Origin of the sequence: Roseburia sp. AF02-12 (assembly GCF_003461765.1) — a bacterium.
Lineage (GTDB): Bacteria > Bacillota > Clostridia > Lachnospirales > Lachnospiraceae > Roseburia_C > Roseburia_C amylophila.
In genome coordinates this window covers 287,372-309,150 of sequence record NZ_QTXS01000001.1, presented here as the reverse complement: position 1 = coordinate 309,150, position 21,779 = coordinate 287,372, and the positions used below count along the sequence as shown (strand labels likewise).

Genomic DNA, 21,779 nt, shown 5'->3' with positions numbered 1-21,779 from the left:
ATAGTCCACCTACCTTTCTAAAAATTTCTTTCTTAACTGTCCACAGGCACCATCAATATCTCTGCCCATTTCCCTTCTAATAGTAACATTAATTCCGTTTTTTTCAAGTTTATTTTTAAATTTGAGGATTTCCTCATGGTCTGACTGCACATAATCCCGCTCTTTAATGGGATTTACCGGAATCAGATTAATGTGGCAGTTCATGCCGGAAACCAGCTTAACCAGCCGCTCTGCATCCTCATCCGTATCATTGACGCCGCCCACCAGACTGTACTCGAAAGTGATTCTTCGTCCGGTCTTGTCAAAATAATATCTGCAGGCATCTAAGACCTCGGAAAGCTCATAACTGTTGGCAACCGGCATCAGCTCTCTCCTCTTTTCCTGTGAGGATGCATGCAGGGAAAGTGCCAGTGTAATCTGAAGCTTCAAATCAGCGAGTTGCTTCATCCGTGGCACCAGTCCACAGGTCGATACCGTAAGATTTCTCTGGCTGATATGAAGTCCATGTTCATCCGTCAGAAGCTCAATGAATTTTACAATATTATCATAATTATCCATAGGTTCTCCGCTTCCCATGACTACCACATTGGAAATACGTTCTCCGATGCTCTCCTGAATCCGGTATATCTGCTCTAAGATTTCCGATGGTGTCAGATTACGCACCAGTCCGTCCAGTGTTGATGCACAGAACCGGCAGCCCATACGGCAGCCCACCTGGGAAGAAACACATACGGAATTGCCATGCTTATATTTCATCAGCACACTTTCTATCATATTCCCATCTGCCAATGCAAATAAGTACTTTCTCGTTCCGTCAATCTTCGAAATCTGTACCAGTTCTTCTTCTAATACCACAAGGTCTGCTTTTTCTTTTAATGTCTCCCTTAAATTCTTCGAAAGATTTGTCATTTCATCAAAGGAGGTGACATGATGGATGTGCATCCATTCATATATCTGCTTTGCCCGGAATTTCTTCTCTCCCAGAGACAAAAGAAATTCTTCTAATTCTTTTAAATTCAAGGATTTTACATCAACTTTTTCTATCATACATTCTGTTTCCTTAATCTGGCAATGAAAAATCCGTCACTGCCTAATTCATCCGGCAGAATCTGTTCCATGCTTTCTACTTCAAATTCTTTATGATTTGCCATAAACCACGCAACATTTTCTTCATTCTCTCCCGCATCAATGGTGCAGGTACTGTAAATCATTCTGCCACCCGGCTTCACATACTGATGAACCGTGGATAAAATCTCTCGCTGTAATACGATCAGTGACTTGATATCTTCCGGCTGCATCCGGTATTTGATATCCGGTTTCTTCCGGAGCACACCCAGTCCGGAACATGGTAAATCGGCAATAACTACATCTGCTTTGCCGATACTGCCTTTATCTGATACACGGGCATCCCACTGCTCGGCTGTCATATTGGTCACCTGATGACGTCTGATATTCTCTTCTATCAAAGAGACCTTATACTCACTAACATCCCTGGTGATGACCCTTCCACTGCCGGAAAGCAGCTGTGCAATATGTATACTCTTTCCACCGGGTGCTCCACACACATCAATGACGGTATCATTTTCTTTTACCTCTGCCGCCTCAGCCACCTTCATGGAGCTTAAATCCTGCACATAAAAAAGTCCTTCCGCAAATTCCGGAATGCTGCCAAGATAATCCACACCTCTTACATGCAATGCATAAGGAAGTTTTTCATCTATGTTCACTTCCATACCACGATTTTTTAAACGCTTCATCAAGCTTTCTGGTGTAATCTTCGTAAGATTACATCTTATGGTCAGTGGTTCTTCTTTCAAAAATGCTTCTGCTATCTTTTCAATCCGTTCCAGAGAATAATTTTTCTCCCAGAGCGTAATCATCCATTCCGGGATGGAACAGGTTACGGATAAATACTGTTTATAAGCTTTTTTCTTATCCGGGTATGCAATCTTATCAAGATTTCTTCCGATATTCCGAAGCACTCCATTGACAAATCCGGAAAGCTTTCCAAAGCCTTTTTTCTTTGCAAGCTTTACTGCTTCGTTGCAGGAAGCCGATACCGGAACACTGTCCATATATTTCATTTCATAGACGGCACTCCGGATAATACAACGGATTACCGGCTTCATTTTATTCACCTTCACACTGGAAAACTGATTGATAATATAATCAAGTTCCAGCATGCGCTCCAATGTGCCCTCGCTGACTCTGGTAATAAAGCTGCGCTCCTGTTTCTCAAGATACTGATATTTGGTCAGTACATCAGAAATCGCCACATGACTGTATATGCCATCCTTTGTTACCGCCAGCAAAATTGCAAGCACCAGTTCCCGGCTGTTCACCGAATCAGTCATCCCGTCGTCCTCCAAATAATAAAATCAGACGCAGTAACTGAAGAATCGCTGAAGCTGCTCCCGCTACATAAGTTAACGCTGCAGCTCCTAAAACTTTTCTCGTATAGCCCAGTTCCTGTTCTCCTAAGATTCCTGTCTCTCCAAGGATTCTTACTGCTCTTCTCGATGCATTAAATTCTACCGGAAGTGTTACAATCTGAAATAATACTGCCAGTGAAAAGCAGATGATTCCTGCTGTAATCAATGCCTGACCACTGCGGCTGCTGATAAATAATCCAATCAGAATCAGCGGCCATGCCAGCGTAGAACCGATATTGGCTACCGGAACAATGGCACCACGAATGGTAAGCGGTACATAATTCTTCTGATGCTGGATAGCATGTCCACACTCATGGGCTGCTACACCAACCGCTGCAACAGATGTCGAACCATAGACACTGTCTGAAAGACTTAAGGTCTTATTTCTCGGGTCATAATGGTCGGTAAGGTTTCCGGAAATATGGCGGATTTCCACATCATAAATGCCTGCTGCATTTAAGATTCTCTGTGCCGCCTGTGCCCCTGTCATTCCGGACATACTGCTGTATTTTGAATATTTTTTAAACGTATTGTTTACATGGGCAGATGCCAGAAGACAGATTACTGCACCAATAATTACCAAGAAATAAGTCGGGTCCCACCAATAATAATATGGCATATGAATTCCTCCTTTTTATTGCTGTTTTGTTCCAAGCACCGTTCCGTTTCCGATTGTAAATCCACGTAAGAAATCAGCAACCGGCATACGTTTTTTTCCTTCTAACTGCACTTCTTCCAGCGAAAGGCGGTCAACGCCTGTCTGTATGACAAGGCTCTGTTTATCTGCCTTTACCACTGTTCCCGGTGCAGCATCCGTATTGCCCGGATGTACCGTTGCCTTCCAGATTTTCAATGTCTTGCCGGAAAGGTAAGTATAGGCACTCGGCCATGGATTCAGTCCACGAATCAGCCTCTCAATCTGCACTGCAGATAAAGACCAGTTAATCTTTCCCAATGACTTCTGAATCATTTTGGTATGCGTTGCAATCTCATTATCCTGTGGTGTATACACTGCTGTACCATCTTCAATGGATTTCATGGTTTCTACACATAATCGTGCCCCGGCATCCTGCAATTTATCAAAAAGGCTGCCACCGGTCTCCTGTGCATCCAGTTCCACAGCCACAGATGCTATCATATCTCCGGTATCCAGGCCTTCATCCATACGCATAATCGTTACGCCGGAAGCCTTCTCTCCATTGATTACTGCCCACTGGATTGGTGCAGCCCCACGGTATTTTGGAAGCAGGGATGCATGGACATTGATACAGCCATATTTTGGCATCTCTAAAATTTCTTTTGGAAGTATCTGTCCAAAGGCTGCTACCACAATGATGTCCGGCTGATATTTTGCCAGATATTCTATGCATTCTGAACGGCGTACCCGCTCCGGCTGATACACTTCAATTCCATAGGCGATTGCAGCTTCCTTTACCGGCGGATACTGCATGCTCTTTCCTCTTCCCTTGGGTTTATCCGGCTGTGTTACCGCAAGCACTACTTCATGACCTGCTGCCACAATTGCCTCTAATGTACCCACCGCAAAATCCGGTGTTCCCATAAATATTACTTTCATTTCTAACCCTCCTCATAGACTACATCATGAAGCTCGCCCTCTACTTTTTCCATATACATATGTCCATCCAGATGGTCTAATTCATGACAGATTGCTCTTGCTAAAAGCTCTGTTCCCTCAATCTCATATTCATCACCATCTTCATTAAATGCACGGGCTTTTACATAATTGGGTCTTGTAACCGTTCCTGCCTTACCCGGAAGACTTAAGCAGCCTTCATCCCCTGTCTGGGTTCCGGAGGTCTCAATAATCTCAGGATTAATCATAAGAATCGGGCCATCTCCGATATCAATAACTACCATTCTCTTTAAGATTCCAACCTGCGGTGCGGCAAGTCCCACACCATTGGCTTCATACATGGTTTCTAACATATCATCTGCCAGTTCTAAAATCTTTGGTGTTATCTCTTTAATTTCTTTACAGGTCTTTGTCAATACCGGATCTCCTACTGTCCGAATCTGTCTTAATGCCATTTTTACTTCCTCCTTAAATTTCTTTCTCTAAAAGCCATTTACCGGGTCAAAATCAAATTGCACCGATACGTTTCTTACTCCCTGTTTTTCTTCCATAAGCTGTTCTACTTTATCTTTTATCTGAATCAACACACCATAATCCGGGTGTTTGAAATAAAGTACTTTTTTATAAATGTCATTTACCTTGGCTACTGCTGCATCTGCTGGTCCAATCATCTGAAGCTTTTTATCAGCCTGCACTTTTTCCATGGTATCTGCAAGCTCTTTTGCACATGCATAGGCTTCTGCTTCTTCTTTTGATGCACAAAGCACAACCAGCATATGCCATACCGGCGGATAACGCATTGCCTGCCGGTAGAAAATTTCCTCTTCATAGAACTGGTTATAATCCTGATTCTTTGCACAGATGACGCTGTAGTGCTCCGGATTATAAGTCTGGATAATAACCTCTCCCGGTTTCTCACCTCGTCCTGCCCTTCCGGCTGCCTGGGTCAGAAGCTGAAAAGTTCTCTCTGCGGCATGATAATCGGATACATACAGCGACAAATCTGCCGCCAGCACTCCTACCAATGTTACATTTGGAAAATCATGTCCTTTTACAATCATCTGGGTTCCAATCAGGATATCTGCTTCCTGATTGGCAAATGCGGAGAGAATTTTCTCGTAGCTGTCTTTGCTTCTTGTGGTATCAAAATCCATCCGAAGAATCCTTGCCTCAGGAAATTCTTTTTTTACCAGTTCCTCTATTTTCTGGGTTCCGGCTTTAAAACCACTGATATATTTTGAACCACAGCTCGGACATATCTTAACATGATTTTGCTCATAACCACAATAGTGACATATCAGTTTTCCATTATTATGTGCATGCAATGACACATCACAGTGGGGACATTTCATTACATGACCACAGGCACGGCAGGATACAAAGCCTGCCATTCCCCTGCGGTTAATAAATAGCATAACCTGTTCTTTCCGCAATAACCGCTGCTCTATTTTTTTATGAAGGCTTCTGCTTAAAATCGAAAAGTTTCTTGCCTTTAATTCTTCTCTTAAGTCCACAATTTCACATTCCGGCAGTGGCTTTTCCTTCACCCGCTTATCCATGGAAAGGAGTAAATAGTCACCCTTTTTCGCATGATAAAAGCTTTCTATGGAAGGGGTCGCCGAGCCTAAAATCACGGTGGCACCGGACATTCTCGCCCGCTCTATTGCGGTTTCCCTTGCATGATACCTTGGTATCGTCTCACTTTTATAAGTGCCCTCATGCTCTTCATCTATTATAATATACCCAAGATTTGAAAAAGGTGTGAACAAAGCAGAACGAGGGCCAATCATAACATCAATTTCACCTTTTTTTGCCCGCTCAAACTGGTCGGAACGCTCTCCCGGTGACAGTTTCGAATTCATAATGGAAACCCGGTCGCCAAACCTATGGTAAAACCGCATCACCGTCTGATAGGTCAGTGCAATCTCCGGAATTAATACGATGGACTGCTTTCCCCTGCCGGCAGCTTCTGCAATCAGTTCCATGTAGACTTCTGTCTTACCGCTTCCGGTCACTCCGTGAATGAGGCACGGCTTCTTTTCTGTTCTGGCATTTTCTATCACTGCATCCACCACTTTTTGCTGCATTGCATTTAAGGTCAGGGTATAGGCTCCCATCTCCTGTGTACGGACAGGATTACGGTAAGTCCGCACTTCTTCTACCGTTATAACTCCCTGCTGCACCATTGCTTTGATGACATCTGCCGTAATATGAAGCTTTTTGGTTATTACATCATAACTTAAGACAGTTTCTTCTAACAGTGCTTCTAACAGTCTTGCCCGGGCAGTTCTATGCTTTCTTTTCAGTTCTTCCAAAAGGCTTGCCGCCTCGTTAAAAGGAAGTACAAGACGCACCAGACGGCTCTTTTTTTCCTTTGCTTTCTCTTTAATCGGAATCACTGTCTTTAATGCCTGGTTCATGGTTCCGCCATAATTTTTACGCATCCACGCTGCCAGGGCAATGAACTGTGATTCAATCTGCATGGCATTGTTATCAACGGCTTTAATGTCCTTTAATTTTGCCGTGTCAAATTCTGCTTTATCTGTCAGTTCTAACACATAGCCCTTTATCGTCCGGTTTCCAAAGGGAACAATGACCTGCATTCCTTCCGTTATCTCATCCTTCATTTCCGGGGGAATCCGATACTGAAAGGTTTTATCTAATTTTTCATGAGAAATATCAATTATGATATTGGCATATTTTGCCATAGATTCACCTCATCTACTGTTCTCTATCATTTCCCGTTCGTTCATCGGATAAAAATGTCCTTCTATCTCCTGATACTCTTCATGACCTTTTCCTGCCACTACAATCAAATCGCCCTCCTGTGCCTGGGAAACAGCATAAGAAATGGCTTCTCTTCTATCCGGGATAATTTTATACTTTCCTTTCGTTCTCTTCATTCCCTGTTCGATGTCAGAAAGGATTGCCTCCGGCTTTTCATATCTTGGATTATCCGATGTCAATATCGTGACATCCGAAAGTCTTCCTGCTGTCTCCCCCATCTGAAACCTCCGCAGCGGAGAACGGTTTCCACCGCAGCCAAACAATAATACCAGACGCTTGGGCTGATACTGCCGCAATGTCTTTATCAGTGATTCCAGACTTGCCGCATTATGGGCATAATCAATGACTACATCAAATTTATCTGAAATTCTTACTTCTTCAATTCTTCCTTTTACTGAAACATTTCTTAAGGTTTTCCTTATCGTCTCCGGGGAAATTCCAAGGAGATGTGCTGCTTCCATGGCAGCAAGGGAATTATATACATTGGCAGTTCCGGGCATTTTTAATACGATTTCATCCTTTATCCACCCGGTTGTCTGATATGTGACATTTAATCCACGACTGCTTCTTTCATATAGGATATGCTCTGCTCTTATATCACAGGGTTGTTCGATTCCATAAGTATAAACCGGAGCCGAAAGATCCGCTGTCATAAAACCATGATATTTATCATCTGCATTGATACAAATCATCCGGCTACGCTCAAAAAGCCGTTTTTTACAGCAGGCATACTCCCGGAAACTCCGATGCTCCCCCGGTCCGATATGGTCCATGGACAGATTAGTATAAATTCCAATGGCAAAGGTGATTCCTTCCACCCGGTAATGCTTCAGTCCCTGGGAGGATACTTCCATCACACAACAACTGCATCCGGCATCCGCCATTTCCCGCAGTTCCTTCTGTAATACCAGGGCATCCGGTGTCGTATTGCTGCCTGGCTTTTTTAATCCATCGCTTCTTCGTACGCCAAGAGTTCCGATCAGTCCGCATTTTACCCCGGCTTCCTTTAACATCTGATACAGCATACAGGCAGTCGTGGTCTTTCCTTTTGTTCCGGTAATTCCTATCATCTGCATGGCTTCTGCCGGTGCACCATAATAATTTCTGGCTATCCATGCCATGGCTTCACTGGTATTGCGTACCCGGATGACTGTCACATCACCTTCCACCCAGACATGCTTTGATACTACACAAACCGCTGCACCTTTACGAATTGCCTGAGCAAGATAATCGTGCCCGTCTTCTCTGCTTCCCGCAAGGCAGATAAACATGCTTCCTCTGACCACCTGTCTGGAATCATGGCAGATATGTGTCACCTTACAATCCATCGTTCCCCGTGTACAAATATATGTAACCTGCTTTAGTAAATCCTTAAGATATGCCATAGACGTATCCTTAAAAATACACTTTTATCATTATATGCTACCAGGTGGGTTTTTACAAGTTTTCCACTTTTTATTTATGAAAGATTTCATAATTTCTTACAGATATTTTATGAAATTACGAAACAGGGGGATGCTGCAAATGTATTTATTGTGTAACCGAAATAACCGGATGTTCACGAAATCTGAATGTAACATAATGACCTGCAAGAAGCACTAAGAATTCTGATATTGTTATGATTTGTTCCGGCAACCAGCGCAAATTCACATCCATGTTCATATGCGCTTCGCTGCCACATCCATGTGTCAGCGTTGCCTGTTTTTATACAGAATTCCAAGTGCTTCTAACAGGTCTTATCATACATTCGTCCTTTCGTGAACACCCAGTTATTTTACACACAAAAATTACCAGCCGCATTCCATCCCTGTTTCATAATTTCATAGTATTTTTCTAAATTCAAAGGAGATACTTTTCTTATGATGAAGAATAATTTTATGATATGCGGACTCACGGGCTGGTGCATGGAAATTATCTTCACCTCCCTTGATTCTATCCGCAATAACAATTTTAAACTGACGGGACATACTTCTATCTGGATGTTCCCGATTTATGGTATGGCGGCGGTTATTCCGCCGGTTTATAAACGCATTCGAAAGCTGCCTGCCATCTTCCGGGGTTCCATTTACTCTGCCGGTATCTTTGTCTGTGAGTATCTGACCGGAACCTTCTTAAAGAAAAAGGGCATCTGTCCATGGGATTACAGCAATGCCAAAACCAATATCAACGGTGTCATCCGCTTAGACTATGCGCCTCTCTGGATGATGGCAGGTCTCCTATTTGAACGTGTTACCACTGTTCCCCTGAGAAAATCTTAAATCCCCTTTCCTGCATAAAACAGCATCGCACGGAACTTCTTATTTAAGTCCGTGCGATGCCTGAATCCTGCAATGTCCTGTTACGCTTATGAGTCTAAATCATCAATATCTGCGCCAGCTCCAATATCTAACGTATTTAAAGTACGGCGTTTCATTCTTGCAATTTCGGATGCTTTTAAGATGTAATTTTTTACTTCCCTGGAATGTTTGATATGTGTCAGCCGAAGCTCCGGTGTAGTAACATCTCCGGTATAACAGATTACAGTTCCAAGTCCGAACATCCGCTCCAGCAAAGTTGCCGTTAATTTTACATCCTGTACCTTATACATATAGCAGTCATTTTCTTCAATTTTGAATAAGCCTGCATCTACTGTAATTACACTTGGTTTGATGATATATTTGGTAAAGGTCCATGGCAGACCGAAAAAGAGTATTCTCTTGCGTTCTGTGTACTGGGCATCCTCATCAAAGTCCATCTGCATATCGTTTCTTTCCTCAATCATTTTTGCTCTCCTTCTCTTTGCATCACCTTATGATACCCTACTTTATCATATACTGAAAAATTTTTCAAATTTCAGAATATTGCGTCTTTATATTTTGCCTTGAATTTTATATTTTATTATTATATGATAGTAAAAATGCCTAGATGACATTACTAAAAACATCATACAGGAGGAATCTTATGCGACACTTAATGAGTCCCCTCGATTTATCCGTAGAGGAGCTGGATCAACTGCTGGATTTAGCAGGTGATATTGAAAAAAATCCACAAAAATATGCACATGCCTGTGATGGCATGAAACTTGCAACCTGTTTCTATGAACCAAGTACCCGTACCCGTCTTAGTTTTGAAGCTGCCATGTTAAACCTTGGTGGTTCTGTTCTTGGTTTTGCCAGTGCAGACAGTTCATCCGCAGCAAAAGGCGAAAGTGTTTCCGATACTATCCGAATCATTTCCTGTTACGCAGATATATGTGCCATGCGTCATCCAAAGGAAGGTGCGCCTCTCGTAGCTTCCCAGAAATCTTCTATTCCAGTAATCAACGCCGGTGATGGCGGTCATCAACATCCAACCCAGACATTAACTGATTTATTAACCATTCGTTCTTTAAAAGGGAAATTAGACAATATGACAATCGGTTTATGCGGTGATTTAAAATTCGGCCGGACCGTGCACTCTCTGATTAATGCACTGATTCGTTATCCCGGAATCCGCTTCGTTCTTATTTCTCCGGAAGAACTTAAAATTCCGGACTATATCCGCGAAGACGTTCTGGTAAAAAATAATATTCCGTTTGAAGAAGTAACAAGACTGGATGATGCAATGCCAAAACTTGATATTCTTTATATGACCAGAGTGCAGAAGGAACGTTTCTTCAATGAAGAAGATTATGTCCGTCTGAAAAACTATTACATATTAGACAAGGAAAAAATGAAGCTTGCCAAGGACGATATGTATGTTCTTCATCCACTTCCTCGTGTCAATGAAATATCCGTAGAAGTAGATGATGACCCAAGAGCTGCTTATTTCCGTCAGGCACAGTACGGTGTCTATGTGCGAATGGCTCTAATTCTTACACTATTAAAATGGAGGTAATCAATATGTTAAATATCAGTGGAATTCATGAAGGTTTCGTTCTCGACCATATCAAAGCCGGTATGAGCCTTTCTATCTATCACAATTTAAAGCTGGACAAGTTAGACTGTACCGTTGCCATTATCAAGAATGCCAAAAGCAATAAAATGGGAAAAAAAGACATCATCAAAGTCGAATGCCCGATTGATGCCTTAGACTTAGATATCTTAGGTTTTATCGACCACAATATTACCGTAAATATTATCAAAGGCGATAAAATCGTTGAGAAAAAGGAACTGCATCTTCCAAAGCAGGTAAAAAATGTAATCCGTTGCAAGAACCCACGCTGCATTACTTCCATCGAACAGGAATTAGACCAGATTTTCCTGCTCACAGATGAAAAAGAAGAAACCTATCGCTGCAAATACTGCGAAGAAATGTATACCGACTACGGTTTTCGTGCATGAGTAAAATTGTTAAAAAGTGCACAGGAACGAATTCCTGTGCACTTTTTATGAAACTATATAACTGCTTTTCTTTTCCCCTAGAAAAAAACTTACAGTTTTATCTTTTTATCTTGTCAATTGTCCACAGATTTTCTCTACATCATAGTCTGGTGCCATATCTCTTGCCAGTTCATATATATTTTGAATTTTTTCTGGAGTTTCTTCTAGCATATCCGCAATTTCTTCTACAGATTTTCCTTTTTTCATTTTCTTTATTACAAGTGAAACTAAACTCTGCTCTATTCCATGCTCGACTCCTGCCTCAAATTCTGCTTTCCTTAATTTCTTTTCCTCTTCCTCTTTGTCATATTCAAATATACTCATAGCAATTACCTCCGCCTGATTTTTCCTAAGGAAATCTGCCAGAATATTTTCATGGATGCATTCTGCAACTGCTTTTTGTACAGCAGCATCTACTGGCATCTGTTCCGTAAAAACACGCACTTTTGCGACATAAATGGAATATTCCCTCAATATCTGGCACCGGGACATTAACTCCGTGTTGTGCCCCACATTCACATTAAATGTGGTAACAACAAGCTCCAAAGATGGATTGTCTGTTGCATGATAAAACGCATCTGACAGCCGTCTGGTACAACAATCCTCTATCGGCATGCTTCCGTTATAAAATACAATAAAATGGGGATTGGGAATTTTCTGTAATGCAGAAGAATATAGGGATTTCTTATCTACAAGCCTCTGGTATTCTGCTGCAATATAAAATAAATCCCGAAGCGGAATGTTCGGATTTATTGTGGATTGATGTTCATATAGATAAAGATTCATATCCAGAATAAAAGCCAGGTCATTCTTCATTCCCATATAAATAGCATTTTCTAAAGTTACAATTTCCAGTGCATCTGCATCCGTATAATTACTGCTATTAACCGCATTATAAAGTGACAGCAAAGCTTCCTTTTCCGAAAATAGCATGCGAAAAATAGTGTCCTTGAATTTACGGTTTGCTACCGGTGTGTTTTCATTTGTTTCTCTTGTCATAGGCAAGTCCTCCTTGTATGTGGCAGGAGAACCATTGCTACAAAATCCACTGCTGTACCTCTCCTGCTTTTTTGATTAATTAGTGAATAAAAGCATAGATAGATACAGAAATGTCATGTTCAAAATGAAACAAGATTTGAATAATAGAATTTGCTATTTCGATTGTATTAATGTATGCTTTTTTGTATTTTAACATATGTCGCACAATGGGACAAGATGGAAAAGTGCACAGGAACGAATTCCTGCATATAGATAAAAAGAAGCAGCAGATTACTCTGCTGCTTCCTTTTATGTCATCGATATTATTACATAATATCAACGATTACTTTTTTGTTTTCTTTTGAGGCTGCTGCTTTCACAACAGAACGGATTGCCTTTGCAATACGTCCCTGCTTTCCGATTACCTTTCCCATGTCGGACTGAGCTACGCGCAGTTCCAATACGATGGCTTTCTCGTTCTCTGTCTCTGTGACATTGACCTCATCCGGGTAATCTACAAGTGATTTTGCAATTACTTCTACTAATTCCTTCATAGGTACACCTCACTATTTTACGATACCGGTTGCTTTGAAGATACGGTTTACGGTTTCTGTTGGCTGTGCGCCGTTTGCTAACCATTTCTTAGCCAGTTCTTCATTTACATGGTACTCACTAGGATCCTTAGTTGGGTCATAAGTTCCGATCTCTTCGATGCATTTTCCATCTCTTGGGGAACGGGAATCTGCAACTACGATTCTATAGAAAGGAGCCTTTTTCTGTCCTAATCTTCTTAATCTGATCTTTACTGCCATTACTGTTTCACCTCCTTGAATTATGCTGTCTTAAGCAAATGCTTATATGTTAAAAAGGAAATTTAAATTTTCCCATTTTACCACCGCGTCCACGTCCGCCCATCAGTCCGGGCATCTGTTTCATCATTTTCTTCGCCTGTTCAAACTGCTTTACCAGACGGTTTACTTCACTGATATCTACCCCTGCACCTTTTGCAATCCGGTGCTTACGGCTCGGATTCAAAAGTGAAGGATTACTTCTTTCCTTCTTTGTCATGGAATAGATGATGGCTGTTGTACGTGCCATATTTTTCTCAGCTTCACCTTCATCAATATCCGGCATCTTTCCGCCGCCAAGTCCCGGCAGCATACCAAGAATATTTCCAAGGCCGCCCATTTTCTTCATCTGTTCCATGGAAAGCAGATAATCATCAAAGGTAAAGTCAGCTTTCTTCAGACGCTGCTGCATGTCTTTGGCTTTCTCTTCATCTATATCAATCTCGTTCTGTGCTTTTTCAATCAATGTAAGCACATCGCCCATGCCAAGAATTCTACTTGCCATACGATCCGGATAGAACTGTTCCAAATCAGAAAGTTTCTCTCCCATACCAACATAAAGAATCGGTTTACCGGTTACTGCACGGATGGATAATGCCGCTCCACCTCTGGTATCACCGTCTAACTTTGTCAGTACAACTCCATCAATTCCAATCTTCTCATCGAACGTTCCCGCCACATTTACGGCATCCTGTCCGGTCATGGCATCTACAACCAAAATGGTCTGTGCCACATCCACATTTTCTTTTATCTCAATCAACTCATCCATCATATCTTCATCTACATGAAGACGTCCGGCGGTATCTAAGATGACTACCTGATTGCCATTCTTTACTGCATGCTCTACTGCTGCTTTTGCAATATTTACCGGCTTATTCTTATCGCCCATGGAGAATACTTCAACTTCCTGCTTCTCTCCATTGATTTTCAACTGCTCAATCGCAGCCGGTCGGTATACATCGCAGGCTACTAACAACGGCTTCTTGCCCTTCTGTTTTAATTTACCTGCAATCTTAGCGGTCGTCGTTGTCTTACCAGCTCCCTGAAGACCCACCATCATAATAATGGTAATCTGCTGTCCCGGACGAAGTGCTATCTCCGTCGTCTCGGAGCCCATGAGCCTGACCATCTCTTCATTTACAATCTTAATTACCATCTGTCCAGGATTCAGTCCGTTCATTACATCAGAACCAATTGCACGCTCCTGCACTGCTTTGATAAACTGTTTTACTACTTTAAAGTTAACATCTGCCTCAAGCAGAGCCATCTTTACTTCTTTCAGTGCTGCCTTCACATCATCTTCTGTAAGACGTCCCTTACTGCGAAGATTTTTAAACACATTTTGAAGTTTCTGTGAAAGACTGTCAAATGCCATATTACAGCTCCTCCAATATCTCTCCTGAAATTCTCTCTATCTTATCAATTACTGTATCTGCGCGTTCTGCCCTGAAGCTTTCCGCTAATTTGTTAATCTCTTCTACCTTCTGCTTCGTCTCTAGGAATTTCTTTACCAGATGAAGCTTCTCTTCATAGCCTTCCAGCATCTTATTGCACCGCTTAATCAGATCATGTACACCCTGGCGGCTGATGCCCTCGCAGGAAGCTATCTCGCCTAAAGATAAATCATTGAACACGAAATCTTCGTAGATTCTTCTCTGATGTTCATTGAGCAGCTCTCCATAAAAATCATATAAATAAGCCTGTTCTACTTTCTCTTCCATGCTCTCACTCCTTGCGACCTTAGCTATCATACTATAAAGAAAACAGGGTGTCAAGTATTTTTTCTTGACACCCTGCTTTTTCTTCTATTACACTCGCTTTTCATTTTTCCGAATATTTGTTATACGCTCCTTTTTACAATTCATCAAGAAATTTCAGAGTTGCAAAGTCTGCCACCGGCAGCTTCTTACAGATACTTTACAATAGAACAAAGAATGTGCCTTAGTGCATCCTCGCGGAACGTTTTTAACTTTACAGGAAAGCAATTTCCTGCAAAGTTAAAAAAAAACCTTGATATCATCAAGGCTTTTTCATGCAGGAGATGGGACTTGAACCCACACGATATTGCTACCACAGGCACCTGAAGCCTGCGCGTCTGCCAATTCCGCCACTCCTGCGAACAAATGATATTTTACCGTTTCAACGGTAATAAGTCAACCCCTATTTTTAATTTTTTCCCTTTTTTTGAAAAAATATATAAAATTGGCAAAAATCGAAAAAAGTTAAAAATAAGCATTGACAATTGCCCCGGAATTTGTTACTATTTACAAGTCGTCATGAGACGTAAGTTCATACGGTATGCGGAAGTGTCGGAACTGGCAGACGAGCAAGACTAAGGATCTTGTAAGCATTGCGCTTGTGTGGGTTCAAGTCCCATCTTCCGCATTATTTAATGGAGCGGGAAGCCTGATAAATCAAGGCTTCCTGTTTTTTTGCTTATAACCAGATTTTAGTTACAGCATGTATCTACGCTTTAAAAATATTATGTAAAAAGCTTCTTTCGCCAGCCAAATACAACTCTGGAAAAAGAAGCTTTTACATTCTTTTCTACTCTTTTATTTTTGCATACACAACCTTCAACAGCTTATTGTGTGGATTCTCAATCGGGTTTAATTCAATGCTCCTAAACTTCTTTAAGAAGGTAGAAAGTTTACTGCACTGATAATTTCGTGGGTCAAAGCCCGGAATACGTTTGCTCAGATTGATTCCAAGCTCAGAAATATTAATCCAGCCATTTTCCTCTGCATTGCTCCGGATAATGGAGATTACCTCCTTTTCAATATCCGAAAGCTTCGGAAGGTTGTCATTGTCCCCGGCATCCTTTTCCGAAGATGCATTCGTATTTCTTCTTGTGGTAGCTGTGCGCTGTTTTTCCTCTGCTTCTTCTTTATTATAAAGTAAATCAAGATACTTGAAATTCTCGCAGGCATTTACAAAGGACTTCGGTGTCTTCTCCTCTCCCATTCCGATTACCATCATACCGGCTTCCTTTAAGCGCATGGCAAGTTTGGTAAAATCACTGTCTGACGACACCAGACAGAAACCGCTGACTTTGCCGGAATAAAGAATATCCATGGCATCTATAATCAATGCCGAATCAGAAGCACTTTTTCCTGCAGTATAATTACACTGCAATTCCGGTGTCAGAGCATACTCCTGCATATTTTTCATCCATGCAGATACGCTCGGATTCGAATAATCTCCATAAACCCGCTTATAAGTAGCCACCCCGTAATTGCTGACCTCATCCATAATTAGTTTCACATATTTATTGGATACATTTTCTGCATCAATCAGCACTGCTAATTTCGGTTGTTCATTCATACCATCTACGCTCCTATTTCTTTAAGTGTCCCGTCACTACTACACGAATCAGATTGGTGGTACCGGAAATACCCAATGGAATTCCAGCTGTAATAACCGCCAGATCTCCATGCTGTACATATCCATGCTGTTCTGCGGATTCCATTGCATTATTAAACAATGCTTCTGTATCCGTCTCTTCCTGTATCATAAGTGGTGTTACGCCCCAGGAAAGATTCATCTGATAATAACTCTTTTCCGATGGGGTACAGCCGATAATTGCACATTTCGGACGATATCTTGAAATCATGCGGGCAGTCTTGCCGGATTTGGTTACCGTAACAATTGCTGCCGCATTGATGTCAATGGCAGTCATACAGGTTGCATGGGAAATGGCATCTGTTACATCCGGATTATCAATCTTCTCCAGCTGGCGGAAACGTTTCTCATAATCAATATCATTTTCTGTATATTCCGCAATCTCTGTCATGGTTTTTAATGCCTCCACCGGATATTTCCCGGCAGCAGTCTCACCAGACAGCATAATTGCACTGGTTCCATCATAAATAGCATTGGCAACATCTGTTGCTTCTGCTCTGGTCGGGCGTGGATTCTTCATCATGGAATCCAGCATCTGGGTTGCCGTAATAACAACCTTTTCTGCATGGTAAACCTTTTTTATAATTTTCTTCTGAATTGCCGGAACTTCACGAATCGGAATCTCCACTCCCATGTCTCCTCTGGCAACCATAATGCCATCTGACACTGCCAGAATCTCATCAATATTATCTACACCCTGACGGTTTTCGATTTTAGAGATAATCTTAATGTCATTGCAGCCCTGCTCTGCCATAATTTTCCGTAACTGCAGCACATCATCTGCACAGCGTACAAAAGATGCTGCAATAAAATCTACACCCTGCTCAATTCCAAATAGAATATCGGAGCGGTCTTTCGGGCTGATATAAGGCATGGACAGATTTACATTCGGTACATTAATTCCTTTGCGGTCTGAAATCACACCACCATTTTCTACTTTACAGGTAATCTCAGTTTCTGTTACATTGGTTACCAGCATTTCAATCAGTCCATCATCAATCAGAATTCTGGTTCCGGCTTTGACATCATGCACCAAATCCTTGTAAGTAATAGAGACCCGCTCTTTATTTCCCATAATATCATTGGTGGTAAGTTTAAAGGTATCTCCCGGAAGCAGTTCTGCTCTGCCACCCTCCAGCTGTCCAATCCTGATTTCCGGTCCACTGGTATCAAGAAGAATCCCAACCGGTCTGCCCAGTTCCTTACGCATCCTTTTTACACGATCCATGGTTACTTTATGTTCTGCCTGTGAGCCGTGGGAAAAGTTAATTCTCGCCACGTCCATTCCATTTTCCATTAACTGTTTTAATACTTCATCATCCTTTGTTGCCGGTCCTAATGTACATATAATTTTTGTCTTTCTCATATTCTGTCCTTTCCTGCTACAAGCCCTCTATCTTCTTTTATTCCTTTATACTTCTTTCGTCTTTTCCTGTTCCTCTTTAGAAGAAGTCTCATCTTCTCTGCCATGATGCTCATACCACCAGCATGCAGCAACTGCTGCCGCTACCATAACGCCCATAAGCGCTACTACAATATCCTGTGCCATATTTTATTATCCTCCTATCACAGTTATGACCTGATATTGTACGCAAAGAAACCTATGCTCCTCTGCGCACAGGTAAATTGCTTCTAACTTGTGATAGTCAGCCCTTCGCTCCATCCTGATGATGGATATAGCCTATAATGACACGCCTGCTGTCCAAAACATCCTTTGATTTCCGTAATTCAAAGTTCCAGCCGTCTTTTGCCTGATTTTCAGGCAATACTGCTTCCAGTGATAATGCGGCTCCTTCCAAATCGCTGTTTTTCTCCGACAGTCTGCGGTATCCCGCTGCAATCCTGCCGGTCTCCCGAGTTCCCAAAAGTTCTTCGGTACAGCTCTCTGATGGTCTGGATAAATGTGCTACCTGTGTGAAATTCTGGTTCGCAGTATCTTCACATGCAAAGGAAGAATCTATGTTGATATTTTCAACATACATTCCTGAAACCGTCATAATAACAGCCACTATGAGACTTATCAGCTTTTTCTTTAAACCTGTTATCCTCATTGTATTCTCCCTGCTTACTGTGCAACTGCGAAAACACGCTTTACAGGAAAGCAATTTCCTGTAAAGTAAAAAAACTGGCAGGAGTAACTCCTGCCAGTTGCGTTGCTACCCGTCTGCTTACGCTCATTATAAGCATTTCGCTATTGAAATGCAAGAAACGAATAGACAATTATTCTTTTTTTACATAATCTTTACTTATTAACTACCGGATACGACACCAAGTTCCAAAAGCCTTCTTTTTGCCTGCTGCTGATTCTGAAACTGTATGCCTATAATGCCAAGCTTTTCTGCCGTCTCTATGTTTTCCGGACGGTCGTCTATGAATACACATTCCTGTGGCACTAAATGGTATCTGTCCAGCAATAGCTTATAAATTTCCACTTCCGGCTTGATGCACTTCACCTGATAGGAAAAGATTGCTCCGGTAGTCTCCTTTTCAAAAGAAAGTTCTTCTGTTGCTTTTTCATAAGTGCTCTTTGGAAAATTAGATAATATATAGGTATGATATCCATTTTTCTCAAGGCTTCGTATCCACCGCACCGTATATGGATAAGTACGAATCGTCTCTCCTACATGGTCATAAAAGAGTCTTATTTCTCTTTCATAATCCGGTGTTTCCTTGATGCATGCAGCAATAATCTCTTCATCCGGCTTTGCCCCCCGGTCGAATTCATTCCAGGTTACGGAACGGACGGTAGCATCCGCCACACATTCAAAAGTTTCCCCCTCAAAACCGAGCTTATGAAATACTTCTTCCCAGCAAAAGTCTACCAGCACTTTTCCTACGTCAAAGATTACATTTTTTATCATCACGATCTGCCTTTATTCTTAACGATAAATGATATCATTTCTTCCCGGTCCGTTAGAAACCATGGTAATCGGATATCCAATCTGTTCTTCAATGAATTCTACATATTTACGGCAGTTTTCCGGAAGGTCTTCGTATTTCTTAATTCCACGGATATCTGTCTTCCAGCCCGGAAGGTTCTTTAATACAGGTTTTGCTTTTTCAAGCTTTGTAGTTACAGGGAAGTCTGTGGTTACTTCTCCGTCGATTTCATATCCTACGCAAACCGGAATCTCATCTAAATATCCTAAAACATCTAACACGGTAAATGCTACATCGGTAGTTCCCTGCATGCGGCAGCCATATTTACTTGCCACACAGTCAAACCATCCCATACGTCTTGGACGTCCTGTGGTTGCGCCGAATTCTCCGCCGTCTCCACCGCGTTTTCTTAATTCATCTGCTTCTTCGCCAAAGATTTCGCTGACGAATGCGCCTGCACCAACAGCAGAAGAATATGCTTTACATACAGTAACAATTTTCTTAATCTCATATGGTGGGATTCCTGCTCCGATTGCACCATATGCAGCCAATGTAGAAGAAGATGTTACCATTGGATAAATTCCGTGATCCGGGTCTTTTAAGGTTCCAAGCTGTCCCTCTAAGAGAATGTTCTTTCCTTCTTTGATTGCCTTATCAAGATATAAAGAAACATCACAGACATACGGAGCTACCATATCACGGTACTCATGTAATGTATTTAACAGCTCTGCCTTGTCCAGTAATGGTTTGTGGTACATATACTCTAACATAATATTTTTCATTTCACAGATACGGTCTACCTTTTCTGTTAAAGTATCTTCATCGAAAAGTTCACTTACCTGGAAACCGATTTTTGCATATTTATCTGAATAAAATGGTGCAATACCTGACTTGGTAGAACCGAATGATTTCTTTCCAAGACGCTCCTCTTCGTACTGATCAAAAAGCACATGATACGGCATAACAATCTGTGCACGGTCAGAAACCAAAAGCTTAGGTGCCGGTACATTACGGTCTGTAATAGACTTCATCTCATTGAAAAGCTTCGGGATATCAAGTGCAACACCATTTCCGATAATACTTGTGGTATGTCCGTAGAACACTCCTGATGGAAGGGTATGTAATGCAAATTTTCCGTAATCATTTACGATAGTATGTCCTGCATTTGCACCACCCTGGAAACGGATAATAATATCTGCTTCCTTTGCAAGCATATCAGTAATCTTGCCTTTTCCTTCATCTCCCCAGTTTGCACCAACTACTGCTGTAACCATTTTTATTTCCTCCTTATAATAAGAAATATGTTCTTCTCGCTGCTCGCGTAACTATGAGAAACACGCTTTACGAGCTACTCGCGGAGCGTTTTTTACTTTACAGGAAAGCAATTTCCTGTAAAGCAAAAAAGAACCGGTGTAAAAACCAGTTCTCTGCTTCTTACTTTCTGATTATACCGAATCAGATATTATAAGTAAAGTCAATATTCCTTATACTCGACATAAGTTTTACTTATGTTGCAGTAATTTCAACAATTTTTCTGCTGCTGCAGTCAACGGAACCCTGTCATCTGAAACAATACAGAACTGTCTGGCAGGAATCTTCTTATTAAATGTAATCTGAAACAGTTCCCCCTTTTCAATTTCTTCCTGGGCAAAGTCCCTGACCACATTTGCTATGCCAAGGCTCCTTTTCGCAAACTGTATCAGCATATCGCTGGTGGCAAGTTCTATCTCCGGATGAATCACAACGCCTTCTCCCAGCAGAAATTCCTCTACATATTTTCTGGTAGAGGTATTTCCCTCCAGGCACATAACCGGCAGATGTTCCAATTCTTTATAGCTTAATTTACCGCCCTTTAAATATTCAAATTTTCGTCCTGCCACAAAGACATCTTCTATCTCACGCACCGGAATCACATGCATATTCTTCGTTGTCTCCATGGGCGTGCTGACTACACCAAAATCAATTCTGCCGCTCTGCAGATATTTCAGTGTCTCCGGTGTCGGTGCATTGGTAACTGTAATTCTGATTTTCGGATACTGCTCATGAAACTGTTCCAGATAAGAAAGCAGATAAAACTGCAGTGTCATATCGCTGGCTCCGATACATACTTCTCCGCTGGTCAGCTCCTGCATTTCAAGGAATTTGCGTTCGCCTTCCCGGATGGTCTCATAGCCCCGCTGCACATAGCCGTAAAGTGTCTGCCCCTCTGCAGTCAGACGCACCCCTCTGGATGTCCGCATGAAAAGGGTGGTTCCCAGTTCCCGCTCCAAATTACGGATTGCCTGGGACACTGCCGGCTGTGAAACATTCAGTTCTTCTGCTGCCAATGTAATACTGTGAAGTTTTCCTACATAATAAAAAAATTTGTAATATTCTAAATTCGTATTCATGAGCGAATTATACCATAATTAAATTGATTTTTACATTGTCATTTTTATTTTACCAATGTATACTAATCCCGTTTCCAAAGAATATAGTACTTTTTTCTCATATAGTGCAGAACATTTCTGCAAAAAAT

The 21,779-nt window shown here is 41.6% G+C and carries 22 protein-coding genes, 2 tRNA genes and 1 pseudogene; 4 read left to right on the top strand and 21 right to left on the bottom strand.

Annotated elements, in window-relative coordinates:
- Positions 1–9: 9 nt before the first annotated feature.
- From rlmN to DV740_RS01405, 7 genes are read right to left on the bottom strand one after another with little or no spacing between them, the layout of a single operon-like run.
- Complete coding sequence (rlmN, locus tag DV740_RS01435; RefSeq protein ID WP_118087337.1) at positions 10–1,047, bottom strand: 23S rRNA (adenine(2503)-C(2))-methyltransferase RlmN; 1,038 nt, start codon at positions 1,045–1,047, stop codon at positions 10–12.
- Positions 1,044–2,354, bottom strand: a complete 1,311-nt coding sequence (gene rsmB / locus DV740_RS01430) for a 16S rRNA (cytosine(967)-C(5))-methyltransferase RsmB (RefSeq protein WP_118087336.1) — start codon at positions 2,352–2,354, stop codon at positions 1,044–1,046. The genes rlmN and rsmB overlap by 4 nt, the downstream gene beginning before the upstream one ends.
- Positions 2,347–3,051, bottom strand: a complete 705-nt coding sequence (locus DV740_RS01425; protein ID WP_118087335.1) for a zinc metallopeptidase — start codon at positions 3,049–3,051, stop codon at positions 2,347–2,349. The genes rsmB and DV740_RS01425 overlap by 8 nt, the downstream gene beginning before the upstream one ends.
- A 15-nt stretch (positions 3,052–3,066) precedes the next feature.
- Positions 3,067–4,008, bottom strand: coding sequence for a methionyl-tRNA formyltransferase (gene fmt / locus DV740_RS01420; protein WP_118087334.1), 942 nt, complete (start codon positions 4,006–4,008; stop codon positions 3,067–3,069).
- A 2-nt stretch (positions 4,009–4,010) separates the two neighbouring features.
- Positions 4,011–4,481 (bottom strand): peptide deformylase, encoded by a 471-nt coding sequence (gene def / locus DV740_RS01415; protein ID WP_117698487.1) that lies wholly within the window; start codon positions 4,479–4,481, stop codon positions 4,011–4,013.
- 27 nt (positions 4,482–4,508) lie between these two features.
- Complete coding sequence (gene priA, locus DV740_RS01410) at positions 4,509–6,734, bottom strand: replication restart helicase PriA (RefSeq protein ID WP_118087333.1); 2,226 nt, start codon at positions 6,732–6,734, stop codon at positions 4,509–4,511.
- A 9-nt stretch (positions 6,735–6,743) separates the two neighbouring features.
- The gene (locus DV740_RS01405) at positions 6,744–8,198 is read right to left on the bottom strand and encodes a UDP-N-acetylmuramoyl-L-alanyl-D-glutamate--2,6-diaminopimelate ligase (protein ID WP_118087332.1); all 1,455 of its coding nucleotides are present in this window, start codon (positions 8,196–8,198) and stop codon (positions 6,744–6,746) included.
- Between the two features lie 474 nt (positions 8,199–8,672).
- On the opposite strand from DV740_RS01405, the gene DV740_RS01400 reads away from it, so the two are divergent.
- Positions 8,673–9,071: a putative ABC transporter permease gene (locus tag DV740_RS01400; protein WP_117698485.1), complete on the top strand. Its 399-nt coding sequence runs from the start codon at positions 8,673–8,675 to the stop codon at positions 9,069–9,071.
- Positions 9,072–9,157: 86 nt separating this feature from the next.
- On the opposite strand, the gene DV740_RS01395 is transcribed toward DV740_RS01400, so the two are convergent.
- Positions 9,158–9,574: a PH domain-containing protein gene (locus DV740_RS01395; protein WP_117698484.1), complete on the bottom strand. Its 417-nt coding sequence runs from the start codon at positions 9,572–9,574 to the stop codon at positions 9,158–9,160.
- A 179-nt stretch (positions 9,575–9,753) separates the two neighbouring features.
- Between DV740_RS01395 and pyrB the strand changes: the two genes are divergently transcribed.
- Both pyrB and DV740_RS01385 read left to right on the top strand, forming a co-directional pair.
- Positions 9,754–10,668: an aspartate carbamoyltransferase gene (gene pyrB, locus DV740_RS01390; RefSeq protein WP_022243183.1), complete on the top strand. Its 915-nt coding sequence runs from the start codon at positions 9,754–9,756 to the stop codon at positions 10,666–10,668.
- A 5-nt stretch (positions 10,669–10,673) separates the two neighbouring features.
- A complete protein-coding gene (locus tag DV740_RS01385; protein ID WP_022243184.1) occupies positions 10,674–11,114 on the top strand; it encodes an aspartate carbamoyltransferase regulatory subunit in 441 nt (146 codons plus the stop codon).
- A 105-nt stretch (positions 11,115–11,219) separates the two neighbouring features.
- Here the strand turns inward: DV740_RS01385 and DV740_RS01380 are convergent, their stop codons facing one another.
- The 6 genes from DV740_RS01380 to DV740_RS01355 all read right to left on the bottom strand — a co-directional run bounded on the left by DV740_RS01380 (position 11,220) and on the right by DV740_RS01355 (position 15,096).
- Entirely contained in the window at positions 11,220–12,152 is a 933-nt protein-coding gene (locus DV740_RS01380; RefSeq protein WP_118087331.1) for a hypothetical protein, read from the bottom strand.
- 305 nt (positions 12,153–12,457) lie between these two features.
- Positions 12,458–12,685, bottom strand: coding sequence for a KH domain-containing protein (locus DV740_RS01375; protein WP_022243186.1), 228 nt, complete (start codon positions 12,683–12,685; stop codon positions 12,458–12,460).
- Positions 12,686–12,697: 12 nt separating this feature from the next.
- Positions 12,698–12,943 carry a 30S ribosomal protein S16 gene (rpsP, locus tag DV740_RS01370; protein ID WP_022243187.1) on the bottom strand — a complete coding sequence of 82 codons (246 nt, stop codon included), beginning with the start codon at positions 12,941–12,943 and terminating at the stop codon, positions 12,698–12,700.
- Positions 12,944–12,992: 49 nt separating this feature from the next.
- Complete coding sequence (ffh, locus tag DV740_RS01365; RefSeq protein WP_118087330.1) at positions 12,993–14,354, bottom strand: signal recognition particle protein; 1,362 nt, start codon at positions 14,352–14,354, stop codon at positions 12,993–12,995.
- A 1-nt stretch (position 14,355) separates the two neighbouring features.
- Positions 14,356–14,700 carry a YlxM family DNA-binding protein gene (ylxM, locus tag DV740_RS01360; RefSeq protein ID WP_117840863.1) on the bottom strand — a complete coding sequence of 115 codons (345 nt, stop codon included), beginning with the start codon at positions 14,698–14,700 and terminating at the stop codon, positions 14,356–14,358.
- A 312-nt stretch (positions 14,701–15,012) separates the two neighbouring features.
- Positions 15,013–15,096 (bottom strand) — tRNA-Leu (locus DV740_RS01355).
- 183 nt (positions 15,097–15,279) lie between these two features.
- Here DV740_RS01355 and DV740_RS01350 point away from each other — a divergent pair.
- Positions 15,280–15,364 (top strand) — tRNA-Leu (locus DV740_RS01350).
- Between the two features lie 162 nt (positions 15,365–15,526).
- Here DV740_RS01350 and DV740_RS01345 read toward each other — a convergent pair.
- From DV740_RS01345 to DV740_RS01320, 7 genes and pseudogenes are all read right to left on the bottom strand, one after another.
- A complete protein-coding gene (locus DV740_RS01345) occupies positions 15,527–16,303 on the bottom strand; it encodes an NYN domain-containing protein (protein ID WP_022243191.1) in 777 nt (258 codons plus the stop codon).
- 22 nt (positions 16,304–16,325) lie between these two features.
- A pseudogene (pyk, locus tag DV740_RS01340) lies at positions 16,326–17,747 on the bottom strand (pyruvate kinase); the annotation flags it as partial.
- A gap of 45 nt (positions 17,748–17,792) precedes the next feature.
- On the bottom strand, positions 17,793–17,930 hold the full coding sequence (locus DV740_RS14720) for a hypothetical protein (protein WP_158552089.1): 138 nt from the start codon (positions 17,928–17,930) through the stop codon (positions 17,793–17,795).
- A 97-nt stretch (positions 17,931–18,027) separates the two neighbouring features.
- A complete protein-coding gene (locus DV740_RS01335; protein WP_117698479.1) occupies positions 18,028–18,432 on the bottom strand; it encodes a hypothetical protein in 405 nt (134 codons plus the stop codon).
- Positions 18,433–18,630: 198 nt separating this feature from the next.
- Positions 18,631–19,242 (bottom strand): HAD family hydrolase, encoded by a 612-nt coding sequence (locus tag DV740_RS01330; protein WP_118087329.1) that lies wholly within the window; start codon positions 19,240–19,242, stop codon positions 18,631–18,633.
- An 18-nt stretch (positions 19,243–19,260) separates the two neighbouring features.
- Positions 19,261–20,535 carry an adenylosuccinate synthase gene (locus DV740_RS01325; RefSeq protein ID WP_118087328.1) on the bottom strand — a complete coding sequence of 425 codons (1,275 nt, stop codon included), beginning with the start codon at positions 20,533–20,535 and terminating at the stop codon, positions 19,261–19,263.
- A 228-nt stretch (positions 20,536–20,763) separates the two neighbouring features.
- Entirely contained in the window at positions 20,764–21,651 is an 888-nt protein-coding gene (locus DV740_RS01320; RefSeq protein ID WP_117698476.1) for a LysR family transcriptional regulator, read from the bottom strand.
- Positions 21,652–21,779: the final 128 nt, after the last annotated feature.

What these genes read in the sequence shown, in the direction of transcription:
- rlmN (WP_118087337.1), bottom strand. Translation starts at nt 1,047, where the DNA reads ATGATAGAAAAAGTTGATGTAAAATCCTTGAATTTAAAAGAATTAGAA.
- rsmB (WP_118087336.1), bottom strand. Translation starts at nt 2,354, where the DNA reads ATGACTGATTCGGTGAACAGCCGGGAACTGGTGCTTGCAATTTTGCTG.
- DV740_RS01425 (WP_118087335.1), bottom strand. Translation starts at nt 3,051, where the DNA reads ATGCCATATTATTATTGGTGGGACCCGACTTATTTCTTGGTAATTATT.
- fmt (WP_118087334.1), bottom strand. Translation starts at nt 4,008, where the DNA reads ATGAAAGTAATATTTATGGGAACACCGGATTTTGCGGTGGGTACATTA.
- def (WP_117698487.1), bottom strand. Translation starts at nt 4,481, where the DNA reads ATGGCATTAAGACAGATTCGGACAGTAGGAGATCCGGTATTGACAAAG.
- priA (WP_118087333.1), bottom strand. Translation starts at nt 6,734, where the DNA reads ATGGCAAAATATGCCAATATCATAATTGATATTTCTCATGAAAAATTA.
- DV740_RS01405 (WP_118087332.1), bottom strand. Translation starts at nt 8,198, where the DNA reads ATGGCATATCTTAAGGATTTACTAAAGCAGGTTACATATATTTGTACA.
- DV740_RS01400 (WP_117698485.1), top strand. Translation starts at nt 8,673, where the DNA reads ATGATGAAGAATAATTTTATGATATGCGGACTCACGGGCTGGTGCATG.
- DV740_RS01395 (WP_117698484.1), bottom strand. Translation starts at nt 9,574, where the DNA reads ATGATTGAGGAAAGAAACGATATGCAGATGGACTTTGATGAGGATGCC.
- pyrB (WP_022243183.1), top strand. Translation starts at nt 9,754, where the DNA reads ATGCGACACTTAATGAGTCCCCTCGATTTATCCGTAGAGGAGCTGGAT.
- DV740_RS01385 (WP_022243184.1), top strand. Translation starts at nt 10,674, where the DNA reads ATGTTAAATATCAGTGGAATTCATGAAGGTTTCGTTCTCGACCATATC.
- DV740_RS01380 (WP_118087331.1), bottom strand. Translation starts at nt 12,152, where the DNA reads ATGACAAGAGAAACAAATGAAAACACACCGGTAGCAAACCGTAAATTC.
- DV740_RS01375 (WP_022243186.1), bottom strand. Translation starts at nt 12,685, where the DNA reads ATGAAGGAATTAGTAGAAGTAATTGCAAAATCACTTGTAGATTACCCG.
- rpsP (WP_022243187.1), bottom strand. Translation starts at nt 12,943, where the DNA reads ATGGCAGTAAAGATCAGATTAAGAAGATTAGGACAGAAAAAGGCTCCT.
- ffh (WP_118087330.1), bottom strand. Translation starts at nt 14,354, where the DNA reads ATGGCATTTGACAGTCTTTCACAGAAACTTCAAAATGTGTTTAAAAAT.
- ylxM (WP_117840863.1), bottom strand. Translation starts at nt 14,700, where the DNA reads ATGGAAGAGAAAGTAGAACAGGCTTATTTATATGATTTTTATGGAGAG.
- DV740_RS01345 (WP_022243191.1), bottom strand. Translation starts at nt 16,303, where the DNA reads ATGAATGAACAACCGAAATTAGCAGTGCTGATTGATGCAGAAAATGTA.
- DV740_RS14720 (WP_158552089.1), bottom strand. Translation starts at nt 17,930, where the DNA reads ATGGCACAGGATATTGTAGTAGCGCTTATGGGCGTTATGGTAGCGGCA.
- DV740_RS01335 (WP_117698479.1), bottom strand. Translation starts at nt 18,432, where the DNA reads ATGAGGATAACAGGTTTAAAGAAAAAGCTGATAAGTCTCATAGTGGCT.
- DV740_RS01330 (WP_118087329.1), bottom strand. Translation starts at nt 19,242, where the DNA reads ATGATAAAAAATGTAATCTTTGACGTAGGAAAAGTGCTGGTAGACTTT.
- DV740_RS01325 (WP_118087328.1), bottom strand. Translation starts at nt 20,535, where the DNA reads ATGGTTACAGCAGTAGTTGGTGCAAACTGGGGAGATGAAGGAAAAGGC.
- DV740_RS01320 (WP_117698476.1), bottom strand. Translation starts at nt 21,651, where the DNA reads ATGAATACGAATTTAGAATATTACAAATTTTTTTATTATGTAGGAAAA.